Consider the following 17,825-nt stretch of genomic DNA (forward strand, 5'->3'; position numbering starts at 1 on the left):
ATGGGCAGGGATTTCCGCTGGCTGCTCGCATCATCGTGGACGAGCAACGTCGGAGACGGCGTCGCTCTCGCGGCCGCTCCCCTGCTCATCGCATCGATGACCTCGTCGCCGATCCTCGTCGCGGCCGGCGCCATCCTGCAGTTCCTCCCCTGGCTGCTGTTCGGCCTGCACGCCGGAGCGATCGCCGACCGCTTCGACCGCCGCCGCCTGGTCATGTTCGCCAACGCCGCGCGGGCCGTCGTGCTCGCGGGTCTCTGCGCATTCCTGCTGACAGGCACGGCGAACATCTGGATCGTGCTCGCGGTGGCCTTCCTCTACGGCACGGCGGAGGTCTTCGTCGACACGGCGGGCAGCACCCTGTTGCCGATGCTCGTGAAGCCGACGGATCTGGGCCTCGGCAACGCCCGTCTGCAGGCCGGATATCTGGTCGCGAACCAGTTCGCGGGTCCTCCGCTGGGTGCCTTCCTCTTCGCCGCCGGCACGGCGTGGCCCTTCCTGCTCGAGATCCTCTGCGTGCTCCTCGCGGTCGTGCTGATCTCACGCATGGCTCGCACGCCCGTGCCGCCTCGCCCTTCGACGGGCTCAGGGACCCACGAGAAGACGGGCTCAGGGACCCACGAGAAGACGCACGTGCACACCGACATCGCCGAGGGCCTGCGGTGGCTCTGGCAGAACCCTCCGGTGCGGATGCTGGTGCTCATCATCCTCGTCTTCAACGTAACGTGGGCGGCCCCGTGGGGCGTGCTGGTGCTCTACGCCACAGAGCACCTCGACATGGGAGCCGTCGGCTATGGAGCGCTGACCACGGCATCCGCCGCCGGTGGCATCCTCGCCACGCTGTGCTTCGGCTGGCTCGAGAGGCACGTGTCCTTCGCGACGCTCATGCGTGTGGTGCTGTCTCTCGAAGTGCTGATGCACCTCGCCTTCGCGCTCACCAACACCGGGTGGGTCGCCCTCGTGATCATGTTCGTCTTCGGCGCCTACGCGTTCATCTGGGGCACGATCTCGACGACCGTGCGTCAGCGACTCGTGCCGCCCGAGCTGCAGGGCCGGGTCGCCTCGGTCAACATGGTCGGCGTCTTCGGCGGCATGGTGATCGGGCAGGCCCTGGGCGGCGTGATCGCCCAGTTCTGGGGGCTCACGGCCCCCTGGTGGTTCGCCTTCGTCGGCGCCGCGCTCACACTGCTGTTCGTGTGGAAGCCGATCTCGCAGATCGTGTCGGCGAAGCCGATCTCCGACACACAGGCGATCCAGATTCAGTCGAACGAGCCGTAGACCCGCAGGGTGTTGGCGGCGAGCTGGACAGAGAGCTCGTCGACCTCGATGCCGAGCTCCGCAGCCATGAATCGCACCGTGATCGGCACGAGATACGGCGCGTTCGGACGACCGCGGAGCGGTGTCGGGGTGAGGAACGGCGCATCGGTCTCGACGAGGATGCGGTCGAGCGGCGTCACCTTCAACGCATCGCGCAGGTTCTGGGCGTTCTTGAACGTGACGTTGCCCGCGAACGACAGGTGATATCCGGCATCCGCACAGATCCGGGCCATCGCGTCGTCACCGGAGAAGCAGTGGAAGACCGTGCGCTCGGGCGCTCCGACGCGGGTCAGAGTCTCGAGCACCGCGTCGTGCGCGTCGCGGTCGTGGATCTGCATCGCGATGCCGTGCTTCTTGGCGAGGGCGATATGCGCCTCGAAGGACTCGAACTGCGGTGCTCGGCGCTCGGGCTCGGTGCGGAAGAAGTCGAGTCCGGTCTCGCCGATCGCCCGCGTGCGAGGGTGCGCGGCGAGCTCGTCGATCACCGCGATGGCGTCACTGAGACCGACACCGCCGAGGCGACCCTCTTCGGCGTACGCGGGAGCGTCGTTCGGGTGGATCGCGACGGCCGCGAGCACGCGAGGGTCGGATTCGGCGGCCTCGACCGCCCACCGAGAGGACTCGATGTCGCCCGACGCCTGCACCACACCGGCGATGCCCACGGCCGCAGCGCGATCGAGCTGCTCGGTCAGCGACAGAGGCTCGTCGCCGTCGAGGATCTCGAGGTGCGCGTGGTTGTCGTAGACGGACACGGCAAGCGGCTCGGGCGCCGCCGGGTATCGCAGATTCTTGCGTCCGTCGCCGTCTCGCTCCTGCACGTAGGTCATGCTCAGCTGGCGGACTCCACCCGCGGGAACAGCGGGGTGAGGCCGTTGACGCTGGTGCCGGGTCGCAGCACGCCCCAGGCTCCGGCCTCGCGGATGGGCTGGTCCTGCAGACGCCCGAGGCTCTCGGCGGCGCCGAGGGCGACCCAGAGCTTCTCCGTCGACTGCGGCATCACCGGCGAGAGCAGCACGGCGAGGGCACGCAGCCCCTCGGCACACGTGTAGAGCACGGTGCCCAGGCGGCCGCGCTGAGCCTCGTCTCCGTTGTTCGACTGCTTGGCGAGCGCCCACGGCTCGTTCGCAGTGATGTAGCCGTTGAGCGCGTCGACGATCGTCCAGATCGACGAGATGGCCTCGTCGATGCGGAACTGTTCGATCGCGGCATCCGCGTTCGAGGCGGCATCCGCGACGATCCGCTGGATCTCGAGATCTGACTCGGAGTACTCGGCGGGCGGCGGCACGATGCCCTCGAAGTACTTCTCGATCATCGCCGTGGTGCGCGAGGCGAGGTTGCCGAAGCCGTTCGCGAGCTCGGCCTGGTAGCGGGCCGACAGGTCCTCCCACGAGAACGAGCCGTCCTGGCCGAACGCGATCGCCGAGAGGAAGTAGAAGCGGTAGGCGTCCGAGCCGAAGACGTCGGTGATCTCGGTCGGCGCGATACCGGTGAGCTTCGACTTCGACATCTTCTCGCCGCCGACCAGCAGCCAGCCGTGTGCGAAGACGCCCTTGGGCACGTCGAGGCCTGCGGCCATCAGCAGCGCGGGCCAGATCACCGCGTGGAAGCGCAGGATGTCTTTCCCGACCACGTGATAGGCAGGCCAGCGGCGGTCGAACGTCTCCTGGTCGGAGCCGTAGCCGACGGCCGTGGCGTAGTTGAGCAGCGCATCGACCCACACGTAGATGACATGCGACTCGTCCCACGGCAGCGGGATGCCCCAGTCGAACGTCGACCGCGAGATCGAGAGGTCCTTGAGCCCCTGGCTGACGAAGGAGACGACCTCGTTGCGCGCCGAGTCGGGGCGCACGAAGTCGGGCTGGGTCTTGTAGAGCTCGAGCAGGCGATCCTGGAACTCGCTGAGCTTGAAGAAGTAGTTCTTCTCCTGCAGCAGCTCGAGGGGCTTCGAGTGGATCGCGCACACCTTGAGGCCCTCGAACGGACCGGTGCCGTCGACGATCTCGGACTCGGGCTTGAACTCCTCACAGCCGACGCAGTAGAGCGCCTCGTATTCACCCGCGTAGATGTAGCCGCGGTCGTAGAGCCGCTGGAAGAACGTCTGCACGTTGGTCTCGTGGCGCTCCTGCGTCGTGCGGATGAAGTCGTCGTTCGCGACGTCGAGCGTCTCGAGCAGCGGGAACCACGCCTCGGTGACGAGCTTGTCGACCCACTCCTGCGGGGTGACGTTGTTCGCCGCCGCCGCGCGGAGCATCTTCTGGCCGTGCTCGTCGGTGCCTGTCAGCATCCACGTGTCATCGCCGCCCTGACGGTGCCAGCGCGCGAGCGCGTCGACCGCCACCGAGGTGTACCCGTGACCGATGTGGGGCACGTCGGAGGGGTAGTAGATGGGCGTGGTGATGTAGAACGATTCGCCTGCGGGCATGGGGACAATTCTAGGCGGGATGCAGGGGGTCGTTACGCTCAGGCGACCGACACCTGGATGCGGTGCCACCCCTGGGCTCCGTCGGGCACGACGTCGGCCGGATCGGAGGTCTGCGTCTCGCCGTCCGCGCTGATGGCGCGACACTCGATCGTGTGCTCTCCGCTCTCGGCCGACCAGTCGAGACGCCATTGCACCCAGGTGTCGTCCGAGATCGCGGTGGCGAGGTCCGCGCGACGCCATGCGCCATCATCGACCCGCACCTCGACGCCCTCGACGCCCACGTGCTGCTGCCACGCCATGCCCGCGATGACGGCGTCCCCCGCCTCGATCCGAGTGCCTCGGCGCGGTACGTCGATGCGCGACTGCAGCTTCACCGGTCCGCGCTCCGACCATCCGCGATCCGTCCAGTAGGCGGTGGCGCGGTCGAACCGGGTGACCTCGAGATCCGTCACCCACTTGGTCGCCGAGACATACCCGTAGAGCCCCGGCACGACCATCCGCACCGGGAAGCCGTGCTCGATCGGCAGCGGATCCCCGTTCATGCCGACGGCGAGCAGAGCGTCGCGGTCGTCGGTCAGCGCCTCGATCGGGGTCGAGGCCGTGAATCCGTCGGACGAGGTCGACAGCACCATGTCTGCATCGGAGTCGACTCCCGCTCTGGCGAGCAGCTCCCGCACCGGATGCCCGAGCCACAGGGCATTGCCGATCAGGTCTCCGCCCACCTCGTTCGACACGCATGCGAGCGTCACATGCGACTCCTGCATCGGCAGGGTGAGCAGCTCGTCCCACGTGATCACGATCTCTCGGTCGACCATCCCGTGGATCCGCAGCGACCAGTCGGCCGGGTCGATCCGCGGCACGATCAGCGCGGTGTCGATGCGGTAGAACTGCGCGTTCGAGGTGACGACCGGCGCAAGCCCCGGGATGTCGAGTTCCGCGGCGGCAGGCACCGCCGCGGCCGGGGTGGTCGCCTTCGGCAGCCGCAGCGCACCGCGCACCGCCTCGATCGACCGGGTCACACCGCGGGCCGCGCTGCCGATCGCGAGCGCGACGACGCCGGTGGCGGCGACACCGACGGTCCACAGCAGGAACTGCCGGCGCTCTTCATGTTCGGTGCGCAGGTACGGAACCGGATGCACCCTGCGCATGAGCAGCCGCAGTGCGACGACCGCCGTCGCCCCCGCGATGAGACCAGGAAGCCACGCGAACGGCCCCGCCCCCGGACGGATCATCGCGGCCACGAGCGCGAGCACGCCGAGCGCTGCGAGGATCACGGATCCCACGCCCGCCCGGCGGGACTCCACGATGCCCGCGAGCGCCGCCACGCCTGCCAGCACGATGGCGATTCCGGTGATCAGCGCCACCTTGTCGCCGGTGCCGAACAGCGCGATGGCCGCATCCTTCGCCCAGCTGGGCGCAAGATCGATGAGACCGCTGCCGATCACCGCGAACGGGCTCGCACTCGGCTCGACGATCGCCGCGACCAGCTCCGCCAGGCCGACCGCGACGACCGCCGCGCTCAACCCGGCGGCCGCCGATCGGAGCCTGTCACCGCGCGTCGTTCGGGCTGCATGGCTCATGATCCGAGGGTAACCCCGGGGCAGCGCCCCGGGGTCGTCCGGCTCAGAGCCCGTTGCGACGTGCGACCTCGCCGAGCCAGGCGAGAGACGGCTTCGGCGAGCGCTCGAACGTCTCGTGGTCGAATCCGATCAGCCCGAAGGTCGGACGGAATCCGCTGGCCCACTCGTAGTTGTCGAGCGCGCTCCAGTGCTGGTACGCCTTGACCTCGATGCCGTCGGAGATCGCGCGGTGCAGACCCTCGAGCGCCCCCTGCGTGTAGGCGATGCGGCGGGTGTCGTCGGCGGTCGCGATGCCGTTCTCGGTCACGAGCACCGGCACCCCGCCGCTGCGCTCCCAGGCGCTGCGCACGCCCATCTCGAGCGCCTCGGGGAAGAACTCCCAGCCGGTGAGCGTCGTCTCGACATCGTCGGCGACCGGCCGCGGCCCCTCGGGTCCGATGAACGTGCGGGTGTAGGCCTGCACGCCGACGAAGTCGTCGCCGGCCGACTGATCGAGGTACCAGTGATCGCGCGGGTCGCCGTACTCGGCGAGCATCTCGTCGGCGCCGGGCTCTCCTGTGGAGTGGAAGGCCTGCGTCGCGATCGTCCACCCGGCCTGCACGCCCGAGACCGAGTGCAGGATCTCCGACGCGCGGTGGTGCGCGTCGAGCAGCGTGTCGGCGACCGCGAGGTCGGGGTTCGGCAGTCCGAAGGCGACGAGGTTCGCCGCATCCTCTCCCCCGGCCAGCATCGCAGCGATGTTCGGCTCGTTGATCGTGCAGACGTACTTCACGCCCTCGAGGATCGGCAGCACCGTCTCGACGTAGCGTGAGAAGAGGTCGACCGCGTCGTCCGCGCGCCAGAACCCGTCCTTCTGGAACCACTGGGGCACCGTGAAGTGCATCAGGGTGACCGTGGGGTCGAGCCCGTTCTCGCGAGCCGTGTCGATCATGCGGCGGTAGTGGTCGAGCATCGCCCGCGAGACGAACCCGCGCTCGGGCTCGATACGGGCCCACTCCATCGAGAAGCGGTACGAGTTCAGACCGGCATCCGCCAGCAGCCGCATGTCCTCCGGGTACCGGTGGAAGTGGTCGGCGGCATCGCCCGAGGGCTCCACCATCGGCGAGCCCGGAGCATGCTCCATCGCCCACCAGTTGCTGGTCGTGTTGTTCCCCTCCACCTGATGGGCTGCGGTCGCAGCACCCCAGAGAAAGCCGTCAGGGAATGTGAGCACGAGTGCTCCTCTCTATTTCGAGATTCGGGATGGATTGGGCACGGCGTCGAGCAGCTGGACCGTGTACGAGTCCTCCGGATGCTGAAGGACCTGAGAGGTCTCGCCGCGTTCGACGACGCGACCGCTGTTGAGCACGAGGATGTTCTCGGTCACGAGACGCGCGCTGAGCAGGTCGTGCGTGATGTAGAGCATGCTGATGCCCCACCGCTCGCGCAGGTCTTCGAGCAGGGCGAGCACGCCGGCGCGCAACGACACGTCGAGCATCGAGACGGGCTCGTCGGCGATCAGCACCTGCGGGTCGCTGGCGAGCGCCCGTGCGATCACGACACGCTGACGCTGACCACCGGACAGCTGATGAGGCAGCTTCGCCGCGAACTGCTCGACAGGAGTCAGCCCCACCGTCTCGAGCAGCTCGAGCACGCGGGCCCTCGCCTCCTGACCACGGAGCGGCGTGTAGTTGCGGATCGGCCTGCTGAGCGCGTACTCGACCGTGTGCAGCGGGTTCAGCGCGGCATAGGGGTCTTGGAACACCATCTGCACGTCCTTGCGCAGATCGCGGAGCCCCTTCCTGCGGAGTGAGGCGACGTCGACATCGCCGAAGCGCACGGTGCCGTCGGTCGGCTTCTCGACTCCGGTGATGAGCTTCGCGATCGTCGACTTGCCCGAGCCCGAGGCGCCGACCAGTGCGAGCGCCTCGCCCGGCTCCAGACGGAACGACACGTCATCGACCGCCGTGACCGGCTTCTCCCCCCGACGCGGAGCCGGGTAGCGCTTCGACACGCCCTCGACCACGATCGCGGCGTCCGCCCGGCGCGTGTCGCGCTGCGACACCGTCGGCAGGGTCTCGGTCAGATCGGTGCGCGAGTGTCCCTCACGACGCCGGGTGCCGAGGTCGACGAACCCGGGGATCGAGATCGACTCGGCCCGAGGATCGGCGTAGTGACTCAACAGCATCCGCGTGTACTCGTCCTGCGGACGGTGCAGGATGTCGCCGCTCGGCGCGTCCTCGACGATCCGGCCCTCGTGCATGACCATCACCCGATCGGTGGCTTCGAGCACGATGCCCAGGTCGTGGCTGATGAGGATCGCCGTGAAGTGCTCGGAGCGCTGGAGATCCTTGATCGTGTCCATGACGGCGTGCTGCACGAGGACGTCGAGCGCGGTGGTCGGCTCGTCGAACACCATGAGCTGCGGTTCGAGCGAGAGGGCGAGCGCGATGGATGCACGCTGGCGCATGCCGCCCGAGAGCTCACCCGGATACCGAGACAGCACGAGGGGGTCGAGTCCGACCTTGCCGACCAGCTCCCTCGCCCTCGCCTCCCGGGCGTCGCGAGCCACATGCCCGTGCGCCGCGAAGATGTCTCGGAAGTGGTTGCCGATCGTCCGCACCGGGTTCAGCGCGTTCATGCCCGACTGCAGCACCATCGCGAATCCGCCCTGGCGCTGCCGGCGCAGCTCCTCGGCATCGAGGTCGCGGATGTCGCGGCCGTCGAACAGGATGCGCCCGTCGCTGATCCGCGCCGGGGGCTTCTGCAGCCGGGTCAGCGCGAAGCCGAGCGTCGACTTGCCCGAGCCCGACTCGCCGACGAGTCCGACGAACTCGCCGCGTCGCAGCGTGAACGAGACGTTCTCGACCGCGGTGACCGGCGTCGTGCCCGGCGAGGCGTACTCGACGGACAGGCCCTGGACGTCGAGCAGGACGTCGTTGGGTTCCATGGCGCTCATCGGCCCTTCCCCTCTCGCAGGCGCGGATTGGAGATGCCGTCCACGCCGAAGTTGATCAGTGTCAGGCTCAGAGCGAGCAGGGCGATGCACAGACCCGGGGCGAACAGCAGCAGCCACTGCCCGGTGAGCAGGGAGTTGGAGTTCTGCGCCCAGTAGAGCATCGTGCCCCAGCTGACGATGCTGGAGTCGCCGAGCCCGAGGAACTCGAGTCCGGCCTCGGCAAGGATCGCCGCGGTCGCCGCCCCGAAGAGCGTTCCCGCGATGATCGAGGTCATGTTCGGCAGGATCTCGCGGAACACGATGCGCGCCCGGCTGTCGCCCGAGAACTGCGCCGAGGTGACGAAGTCGTTGCCTCGCAGCGACTGCGTCTGGCTGCGCAGCACGCGCGCACCCCACGCCCATCCGGTGACGACGATGACCGCGATGATCATCAGGATGCCGCCGTTCTGCAGGTACGCGGCGATCACGATCATGAGCGGGAGCCCGGGGATCACGAGGAAGAGGTTGACGATGAAGCCGACCACCTCTCCCAGGAAGCCGCGCATGTAGCCCCAGCTGAGACCGATCAGCACCGCGACGATCGTCGAGAGGATGCCGGCGGCCATGCCGACCAGCAGGCTGATCTGCGAACCGTAGATCAGCTGACTCAGGACGTCCTCGCCCGCAGCGGTGGTGCCGAGCCAGTGCGCTGGCGACGCATCGGCGTTGCGCTCGAACGTGTTGACCTTGGGGCCGTACGGGGCGAGCAGCGGAGCGAACACCGCCACCACCACGAACAGCCCGAGGATGATGAGGCCCAGGCGGGCCTTGCCGTTGGACCAGAGGGTGCCCACCATCCGGGCGAACGAGCGCCACGGGCTGGGAGCCGCGATCCGGTCGGAGGGAACCTTGACATTCATGGTGGAGGTCATCGGCGGGTCCTTGGATCCAGCACGCCGTACAGGATGTCGACGAGGAAGTTGGCGATGAGCACGCTCACGGTGATCATCAGGAAGAGCGCCTGCATGAGCGGGTAGTCCTGCCCGATCACGGCGTTGAAGAGCAGATAACCGATGCCCGGATACCCGAACACCTGCTCGACGAGGATCGATCCGCCGACCACACCGCCGAGCGTGAGCCCGAAACCGGTGAGGTTCGGCAGGATCGCGTTGCGTGCGGCGTACCGCACGGCGATCGTGCGCCCGTGCAGACCGTTCGCCTCGGCGAAGGTCACGTAGTCCTCACCGAGCGTGTTGATCATCGCGTTGCGCATGCCGATGATCCAGCCGCCGAGGGAGGTCAGCAGGATCGTCACCGCCGGCAGCACCGCATGCTGCGCGAGGTCGACGATGAAGTCCCAGCTGAACGCCGGTGTCGTGGTCGCCGCGTAGGCGCCCGTCGTCGGGAACCAGTGCAGCACGTACCCGAAGAAGAACAGCAGCAGCAGCGCCGTCCAGAAGTACGGGAAGGTGCTGAGGAACGATCCTGTCAGCGTCGGCAGGCTGTCGAGCCACGTGCCGCGGCGCCAGGCCGCGGCGGTGCCGATCAGTGTGCCGATCACGAACGCGAGGATCGTGACGATGCCGACGAGGCCGATCGTGTACGGCAGTGCGGTCGAGACCATGCTCGAGACGGTCTGCGGATAGAACGTGTACGAGACGCCGAAGTCGAGCCTGGCCACCTGACCGAGGTAGGTCACGTACTGGTCCCAGATCGATCCGGTGGGTACTCCGAGCTGGGCCTCGATCGCGGCGCGCGTCGCATCCGACACCGGGCCGTTCTGCGAGAGCTTCGCGATCGCGGCATCGGCCGGAGAACCCGGCATCAGGCGCGGCAGGAAGAAGTTCAGGGTGATGGCCGCCCACAGTGTGAGGACGAACAGCCCGACCTTCTGAAGGACGTACTTCATCGGTCATCCTCCTTGACGCGCTCGAGCCGGGTGAAGATGCCCAGCGGCGCCGAGTCGTAGTTCTGCGGAATCATGTACGGGTCGTTCTCTGTGGGCCAGCCGGTGAACTTGGAGTCGTTGAAGAGGCCCCAGATCCCGCCGTAGTAGAGACCGATGACGGGCATCTCCTCATAGACGATGCCCTGCAGCTCGTGCACGATCTCGGTCTGGCGGGCGGGGTCGACGGTCTCGCGGTACTCGGCGAGCAGCGCGTCCGCCTCATCCGAGCGGTACCGCTCGAAGTTGTTGGCGGTGGTCTCACCGGAGGGAACGTAGAACTCGCTCGAGAGGAGGTTGTTGAACGCCTGGTAGATGTCTCCGTTGCCCATGCCGCCGATGGCCATCTCGAAGTCGCCGTTGCTGATGGCACTCTGATACCCCGCGGGCTGCGGGAGCTTGAGAGTCACCGTGACGCCGACGTCTGCGAGCTGGCTCTGCACGGTCTGAGCCGCGCGGGTCCAGTCCGAGTACCCGTTGGCCGTCGTGAGCGCGAACTCGAGCTGCTTCCCGTCGGCGCCGACGAGGCGGTCACCCTCGAGCGTGTATCCCGCGTCGGCGAACGCGTCGAGTGCGGCATCCGTGTCCTGGGTGATCATGCCCTGATCGGGGATGTTCGGGTCCAGGTACTCCTCCTGGTTGGGGAGGGTGAGTCCGGTCTGCCCTGCAGGTTCCATGTACCCTTCGGAGGCGGTCTCGGCGATCTCCTCGCGGTCGAGCGAGAGGGCGATGCCGCGGCGCACGTTCACGTCGTCGAACGGAGCGACTTCGAGGTTCGGCATGAGGGCGATGACTCCGCCCGGCGGGAACCACCAGGCGTTGTGCTCGCTGGCCGCACCCCAGGTGCCCTCGACGTCGGAGATGAACGAGTAGGCCCAGTCATAGCCACGCGTGACGGTGTCGAGCTGCGAGTTCGTGGACGGCAGGATGATGTGCTCGATCTCGATCTTGTCGGCCTGCCAGTAGTCGGGGTTCTTGTCGACCGAGTACTGCTGGTCGTTGTAGTTGCCGAGCACGAACGGGCCCGTTCCGACCGGGTTCTCGTTGCGGTAGGTGGCCGGCTCCTCGACGTCGGCCCACAGGTGCTCGGGCACGATCATCGTCTGACCGAGGATCGGCAGCGACGGGGCATCGTCGGTCTGCAGGTGCATGATCACGTCGTCGCCCTCGACTTCGACGGTCTCGAGGTGCTGCCACGCGCCCTTGATGTCGATCGCGGGGTTGTCCTTGAGCAGCTGGAACGTGAACGCCACGTCATCGGGTGTGAGCTTCTCGCCGTCGCTCCACTCGACGTCGTCGCGGATCGTCATCACGATCGTGCGGGCGTCCGGCTGCGACCATTCGCTCGCGAGCCAGGGGTTCTCGGTTCCGTCGAGCGGGTTCACCAGGATCAGCGGCTCGTAGATCCACCGCGACGCGGTGCGCGTGTTGGTGAGATACGGGTTGAAGTTCCGCGTGAAGAAGGGATTCCCCTTGTCCGCGTTGATGAGCATCGTGTCGTCGCCGATCGATGGATCGGGCTGCGAACTGATCTGGATGCTGCAACCGCTGAGCGCGACGGCCGCTGCCGCCAGTCCCACGATCGCGGCTCTCCGCCAGCGCCGGAGCATGTGCGTCTTCGCCACACTGCCACCTCATGTCGTCTGTGTCATGAAGGGGGTCCCGGGGGTCGGGGCGCCCCACGGCCAAGGCCGCATGAGCGATTGTAAGCGCATACATTTTGTGAGCGCAACCCCTTGACGGCGGGCCGGAGACCGCCTCACCCCGGCCATGGCAGGCGTGGGAGCGGTGCCAGATCGGTTGCTGTTACGGACGCTGCGAGCTCTCGCGGACCAGGATCTGCAGCGGCAGTCGCACCGTCATCGGCTCGGCATCCGGCTGTTCGAGACGTCTTGCGAGAAGCTGCACGGCGGCGCGGCCGAGGTCGATCATCGGCTGGCGCACCGTGGTCAGGGTCGGCCGCGAGAGCGCGGCGGCCTCGATGCCATCGAAGCCCGTGACCCGCACGTCATCGGGCACGCGGATGCCGGCCGAGCGGAACGCGTCGATCGCCCCCAGGGCCATCTGGTCGTTCGCTGCGACCAGCACGGCCGGTGCACCGCGGGCGATCAGCTCCTCGGCGGCCCGGTGTCCCGATGCGCGCGTGAAGTCACCGCGCAGCACCGTCACGGCATCCGTCTCGATGCCCGCCTCGGCTATCGCGGCCGCGAACCCCTCCCACCGCTGAGCGCCGTCGGGCGAGTCCTCCGGACCGGCGAGAAAAGCCAGCCGACCAGGGTCGGCCTGCGCGAGCACCAGGCGTGTGAGTTCGGACATCGCCTCGGCGTTGCTGACGGTCACATGGTCATAGCTGTCACCTCGAGCAGGGCCCGAGAGCACGACCACCGGGATCCGTTGGGCGAGACGAGCGAGCACGTCGTCCGGCACACTCTGCGCCAGCACCATCAGTCCGTCGACTCGGCCGGCGATGTCGCGCACCGTCTCGCGCGCGGGATCGCCCCGCCCGACGCCGATCATGAGCACGAACCCCTGCTTCCACGCCTCCAGCTCGGCACCACGCAGCACCTCGTCGAGGAAGAGCATGGTCGGATGCGGTGCACCCGAGTCGGCAGCCGCCTGCTCGACCGTGAACGGCGGCACCTCGGCCTGATCCCCGGCGAGCACATCGAGCACAGGAGCGTCCTCCGAGGCGTCGAAACCCGGGAAGTACAGCCCCAGCACACCGGTGCGGCGCTCGGCCAGGCCTCGCGCACTGCCGCTGGGCACGTACCCGAGGGCTGCGACCGTGTCGAGCACGCGTTCACGCGTCGCAGGGCGCACCGCATCCGGCTGCCGCAGCACGCGTGAGACCGTCGCAATCGACACTCCGGCGCGCTCTGCGACGTCGTAGACGGTCGCCTTCTTGGTCACGCTCGGTCCTCCTCGGGTCGCGTGTGCACCAGGGTACCCGGGAAGCGAGGCGCCGCCCGCGCGCAGAGTTCAACGAGCGGCGACCAGCGAGCCGTGGGGTCGGGCGCTGATCTCGCCCTGCTCGCGGCCGCGGGTGTCGGTCGACGCGACCGTGAAGCCTGCATCGGCGAGAAGCTCCGCGAGGGCGTCGGCAGACCAGAAGTAGGCCGGAGCGACGGCGTGGGAGAACGGCTCGCGCGGTTCGCCGTCGAAGAATCCGACGAGGATGCTGCCGCCGGGAGCGAGCACGCGACCGAACTCGGCCAGGATCTCGGGCAGCTCTGCAGGCGGGGTGTGGATCAGCGAGTACCAGGCGAGGATGCCGCCGACTGCGCCTGCCTCGAGCGGCAGCTCCCGGAACGAGCCCAGCTCGAATGTCATGCCGGGATGCCGGTGCTGCGCCACGGCGATGAATTCTGCCGACAGGTCGATCCCCTGCGCCTCGCGACCTCCCCTGCCGAGGAACTCTGTCCAGTGACCGGGTCCGCAACCGGCATCCAGCAGTCGCCCCGGCGTCGCGTCACGCCAGGCGGCGATGACCCCGGCATCACGGGGGTCCATCTGCTCGAGCGCACCGGCCACCTCGACGTATTCCGCGGCCCTCGCGTCGTAGGCAGAGCCGATCGCGGCGTCAGTGCCCTGCACCATCAGCTGCGGGCGGCGAGCGTTGCCTGATACAGGTCGCGTGATGACAGGCCTGTGGCGGCGGCGACCTCGGCGCAGGCCTCTTTCAGACGCACGCCGGATGCCACGAGGGTCTGCACCTGCGCGAGCGCGTCTTCCGCAGAGGCCTCACGATGCGGCGCTCCCTCGACGACGACGACGATCTCGCCCTTGACTCCCGCAGTCGCCCACTCGACGAGCTCGGCCGAGGTGCCTCGGCGGACCTCCTCGTAGAACTTGGTCAGCTCGCGGCACACGGCGATGCGGCGGTCGTCGCCGAACGCGGCGCCCATGTCGGCGAGCGACGACGCCAACCGAGCGGGTGACTCGAAGAAGACCATGGTGCGAGGCTCGGCGGCGAGCGCTCTCAGCGTCGACCGCCGCTCCCCCGGCTTGCGCGGCAGGAAGCCCTCGAACGTGAAGCGATCGGTCGGCAGCCCCGAGATCGAGAGGGCCATCAGCACGGCGCTAGGTCCGGGGATGGCCGTGACCGTCACGCCCTGCGCGACCGCTTCGGCGACGAGACCGTAGCCGGGGTCGCTGATGGCCGGCATCCCCGCATCGCTGACGACGACGACATCGGTCTCGATGGCGAGGGTCGCGAGCTCTGCCGCCTTCTGCTTCTCGTTGTGGTCATGCAGCGCGATCAGCCGCGGACGGTTCGAGATCTGCAGAGCCTGCAACAGCTTCTGCGTGGTGCGGGTGTCTTCTGCGACGACGACCTCTGCGTTCTCCAGCACCTCGACGAGGCGACGTGAGACATCCCCGAGGTTTCCGATCGGTGTTGCGGCGAGGATGATCACCCGCCCAGCTTAGGCGGCGCCCATCGGCGGAGTGTCTAGGCTGGTGCGGTGACCGCGCCCCTGCCCCTGCTGCCTCCGCCCGAGCAGCGACTCACGCGCTACGGGCGACTGCGCGACCGCGTGCTGCAGGACCCCGACTGGGGGCGCATGATGCGCTGGTTCGCACCGCTCGTGGTGACCGCCCTCGCTGCGGTGCTGCGTCTGGTCAACCTCGGGCACCCGCACCAGCTCGCCTTCGACGAGACCTACTACGTCAAGGACGCCTGGTCGCTGTGGACTCTCGGATATGAGGGCACCTGGGGCAAGGATGCGAACGAGGCGTTCATCACGCTGCAGCAGCTGCCGCTGTCGGACGCAGGGGCGTTCATCGTGCACCCACCCCTCGGCAAATGGCTGATCGCCCTGGGGATGGCCGTCGGGGGACCCGACAACACGGTGGGCTGGCGCATCGCGACGGCTGTTCTGGGCGCTGCCACCGTGCTGCTCACCTATCTGGTCGCCCGCAGGCTGACCGGCTCGATCGTGGCGGCGACCGTCGCCGGCACCCTGCTGGCGATCGACGGCCTCAGCATCGTGATGAGTCGCACCGCGCTGCTCGACGGGCCGCTGACGTTCTTCCTGATGCTCGGCGCGCTGCTCATCCTGATCGACCGCGACCGGTCGATCCCCCTGCTCGAACGCACCGCTCCCGACTCCCCCGAGCCGATGTGGGGTCCCGTGCTCTGGCGGCGCCCCTGGCTGGTCGCTGCGGGTGTGGCGCTCGGCGCGGCCTGCGCCGTGAAGTGGTCCGGCCTGTACGCGCTGGCGGCCTTCGGCCTGTATGTCGTGGTGACGGATGCTCTCGCCCGTCGTCGCGCCGGGGTCATCCTCTGGCCCACGGCGGCAGCGTTCCGCCAGGGTCCGGTCTCGTTCGTGCTGCTCGTGCTCCCGGCTCTCGCCACCTACCTCGTCAGCTGGACGGGGTGGTTCGTCACAGCCGGCGGATATGCCCGTCAGAGCGACCCGAACCCGCTGATCGCGCTGTGGAACTACCACGAGGCGATCCTCAACTTCCACGTCGGTCTCAGCAAGGGCCACCCCTACGCGAGCCCCGCCTGGGAGTGGCCGTTGCTGCTGCGGCCCACGGCGGTCTGGGTGGGCAGCGATCCGGGGCCCTGCGGCGTCGACCACTGCATCGCGGTGATCTCGACGATCCCCAACCCGATCATCTGGTACGCCAGCGTCGCCGCAGCCCTGTACCTGCTCTACCGTCTCGTGCGCGGATGGATCGACCGCACGCCGGTCGGTCCTGCATTCACGTTCCCCCTGGTCGGACTCGCGGCGACCTACGTCCCCTGGCTGCTGTTCCCCGAGCGGACGATCTTCCAGTTCTACACGGTCGCCATGGCGCCGTTCCTCGTGATCGCGCTCGCGGTCGCTCTGCGCCAGATCGCCGGGCGACGGGACGACCCGCTGCATCGCCGACAGTCAGGTGAGCGCACGGTGATGATCTTCCTCGCCGTCGTGCTGCTGGTCTCCGCGTTCTACTACCCGGTTTGGACCGGCATGAGCGTGCCCTACGACTTCTGGCTGCTCCACAACTGGCTGCCGGGCTGGATCTGACCCGTCAGCCGTCGACGCCGGCGCGCGAGGTGTCGCGCGTCAGGCGCGCGACCACCACCAGCACGGCGGTGAGACCGATCGTGAGCAGCAGCTGCACGCGAGCGGCGGGATCGATCATCGAGAGTGCGATCACGCCGGCGAGCAGCGCGAGGCATAGCCATGAGAGCCACGGGAAGCCCCACATGCGCATCGGCATCATCGAGATCTGCCGACGGGTGAGCCCCGGGTGCAGCCCCGTGGTCGTGGTGGTGGGAACCTCGGTGGTCATGCGCGTGCCTCCTGAAGTGCGCTCTCGACCCTACCGACGTCTTCGACCGATCACTGACCGGAGGCCTGCGTCATCCACGCCGCCCGTACTGCCCCGAGCGCCTCCTCGAGGGTGATCCCCTGCGCCGCGTCGACGAACACCTGCGCGGCCGCGCGGACCCGCTCGCCGTGCGCGTTGCCCGCCCGCACGCGCGTTCCCCGCGCCCGGCTGCTTTCGATCAGCCCCTCGACCTCGAGAGCCGAGTACGCCTTCGCGACGGTTCCCGCCGCGACCTGCAGGTCGGCCGCGAGCTGACGGATCGAGGGGAGCCGCGCACCCTCGCCGAGCTCGCCGGAGCGGATGCTGTCGGCGATCTGAGAACGCACCTGTTCGAAGGGCGAGACGGCCGCGGAGGGATCGACGGTGATCATCGAACGGTCTCCCGCGTGGTCGCCGCCTCCCCTATCGTGATCGCCGTCAGACCGGCGAGAGTGACACTCACGATGCTGATCACGAGTGCCGCACCGCCCGAGATCCAGAGCACGGTGGCGAGCACCGACCAGCCGAATGGAGTGCTGCCGTCGATCGTCGCATTGCCCATCGCCAGCCCGGCGATCAGCGCAATTCCGCCGAGCGAGAAGAGCACAGCTCCGACACCGAGCTTCAGCACGACCTCGACAGAGGTGCGCCGCCACGCCTGATCGATCTCTGCGTCTGCGGCGTGCGGGAAAGCCGGAGTGATGCTGATGCGGCGCAGCGCGATCACCAGGCTCACCGTCATCAGCGCGATCGCGCCGAGGGCGGGCACGCCGTAGAACCACCCCGGATACGGACTCGACGAGGACTCGACGTCGTACGCCTCGAATCGGATGGCGCGCGAGCGGCCTGCCTCGTCGAGGCCCGCTGTGAGACCGCAGAGCAGCACGAGTGCCACGAACAGCACGATGACGACGAGGAACGCCGTCGCCCACCGGGCAGGCACCGCGGAGAACGCGGAGCGGGGAACCAGTCGCGCGACGCGGGGTTCATCGTCGCGGAGCAGCACGAGTCGCGGCGGCGTGGCGCTGTACAGGAGCATGCCGGCCGCCCCCGCGATCAACGGCGTGACCGCGAACGGCTGCCCGAGCAGCTCGGGGAGCGTGATGCCGGCGATCATGCCGGCGAGGAAGACTGTCGCCGCGAAGAGCACCGCGATCAGGGCCCGACGCCGCGCCGCGTGGATCACCGGAGTGAGTCGCTCGGGCACGGCGGACACCGGCCGCCGTTGCACCGCCGACGACAGGATCATCGCTGCCACGACGATTCCCAAAACGTAGACCACCATCATGATCCCGGCCATGATCACCCCCATCTGTGTACCATTCGAACGGTACACGCGGCGAG

Annotated in this window: 16 protein-coding genes; 2 read left to right on the forward strand and 14 right to left on the reverse strand. The window is 68.4% G+C overall.

The window, feature by feature from the left end:
• Window positions 1–1,275, forward strand: coding sequence for an MFS transporter (locus ACIOU8_RS16405; protein ID WP_400791923.1), 1,275 nt, complete (start codon window positions 1–3; stop codon window positions 1,273–1,275).
• On the opposite strand, the gene ACIOU8_RS16410 is transcribed toward ACIOU8_RS16405, so the two are convergent.
• The 11 genes from ACIOU8_RS16410 to rsmI form a co-directional block, all read right to left on the reverse strand.
• On the reverse strand, window positions 1,257–2,141 hold the full coding sequence (locus tag ACIOU8_RS16410; RefSeq protein WP_400791729.1) for a TatD family hydrolase: 885 nt from the start codon (window positions 2,139–2,141) through the stop codon (window positions 1,257–1,259). The genes ACIOU8_RS16405 and ACIOU8_RS16410 overlap by 19 nt on opposite strands.
• Before the next feature lie 2 nt (window positions 2,142–2,143).
• Window positions 2,144–3,736, reverse strand: coding sequence for a methionine--tRNA ligase (gene metG, locus ACIOU8_RS16415; RefSeq protein WP_400791732.1), 1,593 nt, complete (start codon window positions 3,734–3,736; stop codon window positions 2,144–2,146).
• Between the two features lie 38 nt (window positions 3,737–3,774).
• The gene (locus ACIOU8_RS16420; RefSeq protein WP_400791734.1) at window positions 3,775–5,316 is read right to left on the reverse strand and encodes a molybdopterin-dependent oxidoreductase; all 1,542 of its coding nucleotides are present in this window, start codon (window positions 5,314–5,316) and stop codon (window positions 3,775–3,777) included.
• A gap of 43 nt (window positions 5,317–5,359) precedes the next feature.
• Window positions 5,360–6,529, reverse strand: coding sequence for a family 1 glycosylhydrolase (locus tag ACIOU8_RS16425; protein ID WP_363575178.1), 1,170 nt, complete (start codon window positions 6,527–6,529; stop codon window positions 5,360–5,362).
• A 12-nt stretch (window positions 6,530–6,541) separates the two neighbouring features.
• Complete coding sequence (locus tag ACIOU8_RS16430) at window positions 6,542–8,245, reverse strand: ABC transporter ATP-binding protein (RefSeq protein ID WP_400791925.1); 1,704 nt, start codon at window positions 8,243–8,245, stop codon at window positions 6,542–6,544.
• A gap of 5 nt (window positions 8,246–8,250) precedes the next feature.
• Window positions 8,251–9,165, reverse strand: coding sequence for an ABC transporter permease (locus tag ACIOU8_RS16435; RefSeq protein ID WP_400791737.1), 915 nt, complete (start codon window positions 9,163–9,165; stop codon window positions 8,251–8,253).
• The gene (locus ACIOU8_RS16440; RefSeq protein ID WP_400791739.1) at window positions 9,162–10,142 is read right to left on the reverse strand and encodes an ABC transporter permease; all 981 of its coding nucleotides are present in this window, start codon (window positions 10,140–10,142) and stop codon (window positions 9,162–9,164) included. The genes ACIOU8_RS16435 and ACIOU8_RS16440 overlap by 4 nt, the downstream gene beginning before the upstream one ends.
• Window positions 10,139–11,803, reverse strand: a complete 1,665-nt coding sequence (locus tag ACIOU8_RS16445) for an ABC transporter substrate-binding protein (protein WP_400791741.1) — start codon at window positions 11,801–11,803, stop codon at window positions 10,139–10,141. The genes ACIOU8_RS16440 and ACIOU8_RS16445 overlap by 4 nt, the downstream gene beginning before the upstream one ends.
• Before the next feature lie 181 nt (window positions 11,804–11,984).
• Entirely contained in the window at window positions 11,985–13,088 is a 1,104-nt protein-coding gene (locus tag ACIOU8_RS16450; protein WP_400791743.1) for a LacI family DNA-binding transcriptional regulator, read from the reverse strand.
• Window positions 13,089–13,157: 69 nt separating this feature from the next.
• Window positions 13,158–13,775: a class I SAM-dependent methyltransferase gene (locus ACIOU8_RS16455; protein ID WP_400791745.1), complete on the reverse strand. Its 618-nt coding sequence runs from the start codon at window positions 13,773–13,775 to the stop codon at window positions 13,158–13,160.
• A complete protein-coding gene (rsmI, locus tag ACIOU8_RS16460; protein ID WP_400791748.1) occupies window positions 13,775–14,593 on the reverse strand; it encodes a 16S rRNA (cytidine(1402)-2'-O)-methyltransferase in 819 nt (272 codons plus the stop codon). The genes ACIOU8_RS16455 and rsmI overlap by 1 nt, the downstream gene beginning before the upstream one ends.
• Window positions 14,594–14,641: 48 nt before the next feature.
• Between rsmI and ACIOU8_RS16465 the strand changes: the two genes are divergently transcribed.
• Complete coding sequence (locus ACIOU8_RS16465; protein ID WP_400791751.1) at window positions 14,642–16,195, forward strand: dolichyl-phosphate-mannose--protein mannosyltransferase; 1,554 nt, start codon at window positions 14,642–14,644, stop codon at window positions 16,193–16,195.
• A 4-nt stretch (window positions 16,196–16,199) separates the two neighbouring features.
• Here the strand turns inward: ACIOU8_RS16465 and ACIOU8_RS16470 are convergent, their stop codons facing one another.
• Genes ACIOU8_RS16470 through ACIOU8_RS16480 form a run of 3 tightly spaced genes read right to left on the reverse strand, consistent with a single transcriptional unit; the run spans window position 16,200 to window position 17,817 of the window.
• Entirely contained in the window at window positions 16,200–16,463 is a 264-nt protein-coding gene (locus tag ACIOU8_RS16470; RefSeq protein WP_400791753.1) for a hypothetical protein, read from the reverse strand.
• A gap of 50 nt (window positions 16,464–16,513) precedes the next feature.
• A complete protein-coding gene (locus ACIOU8_RS16475) occupies window positions 16,514–16,873 on the reverse strand; it encodes a GntR family transcriptional regulator (RefSeq protein WP_400791756.1) in 360 nt (119 codons plus the stop codon).
• Window positions 16,870–17,817 (reverse strand): hypothetical protein, encoded by a 948-nt coding sequence (locus ACIOU8_RS16480; protein ID WP_400791758.1) that lies wholly within the window; start codon window positions 17,815–17,817, stop codon window positions 16,870–16,872. The genes ACIOU8_RS16475 and ACIOU8_RS16480 overlap by 4 nt, the downstream gene beginning before the upstream one ends.
• Window positions 17,818–17,825: the final 8 nt, after the last annotated feature.

Origin of the sequence: Microbacterium sp. NPDC087589, assembly GCF_044743635.1 — a bacterium.
Lineage (GTDB): Bacteria > Actinomycetota > Actinomycetes > Actinomycetales > Microbacteriaceae > Microbacterium.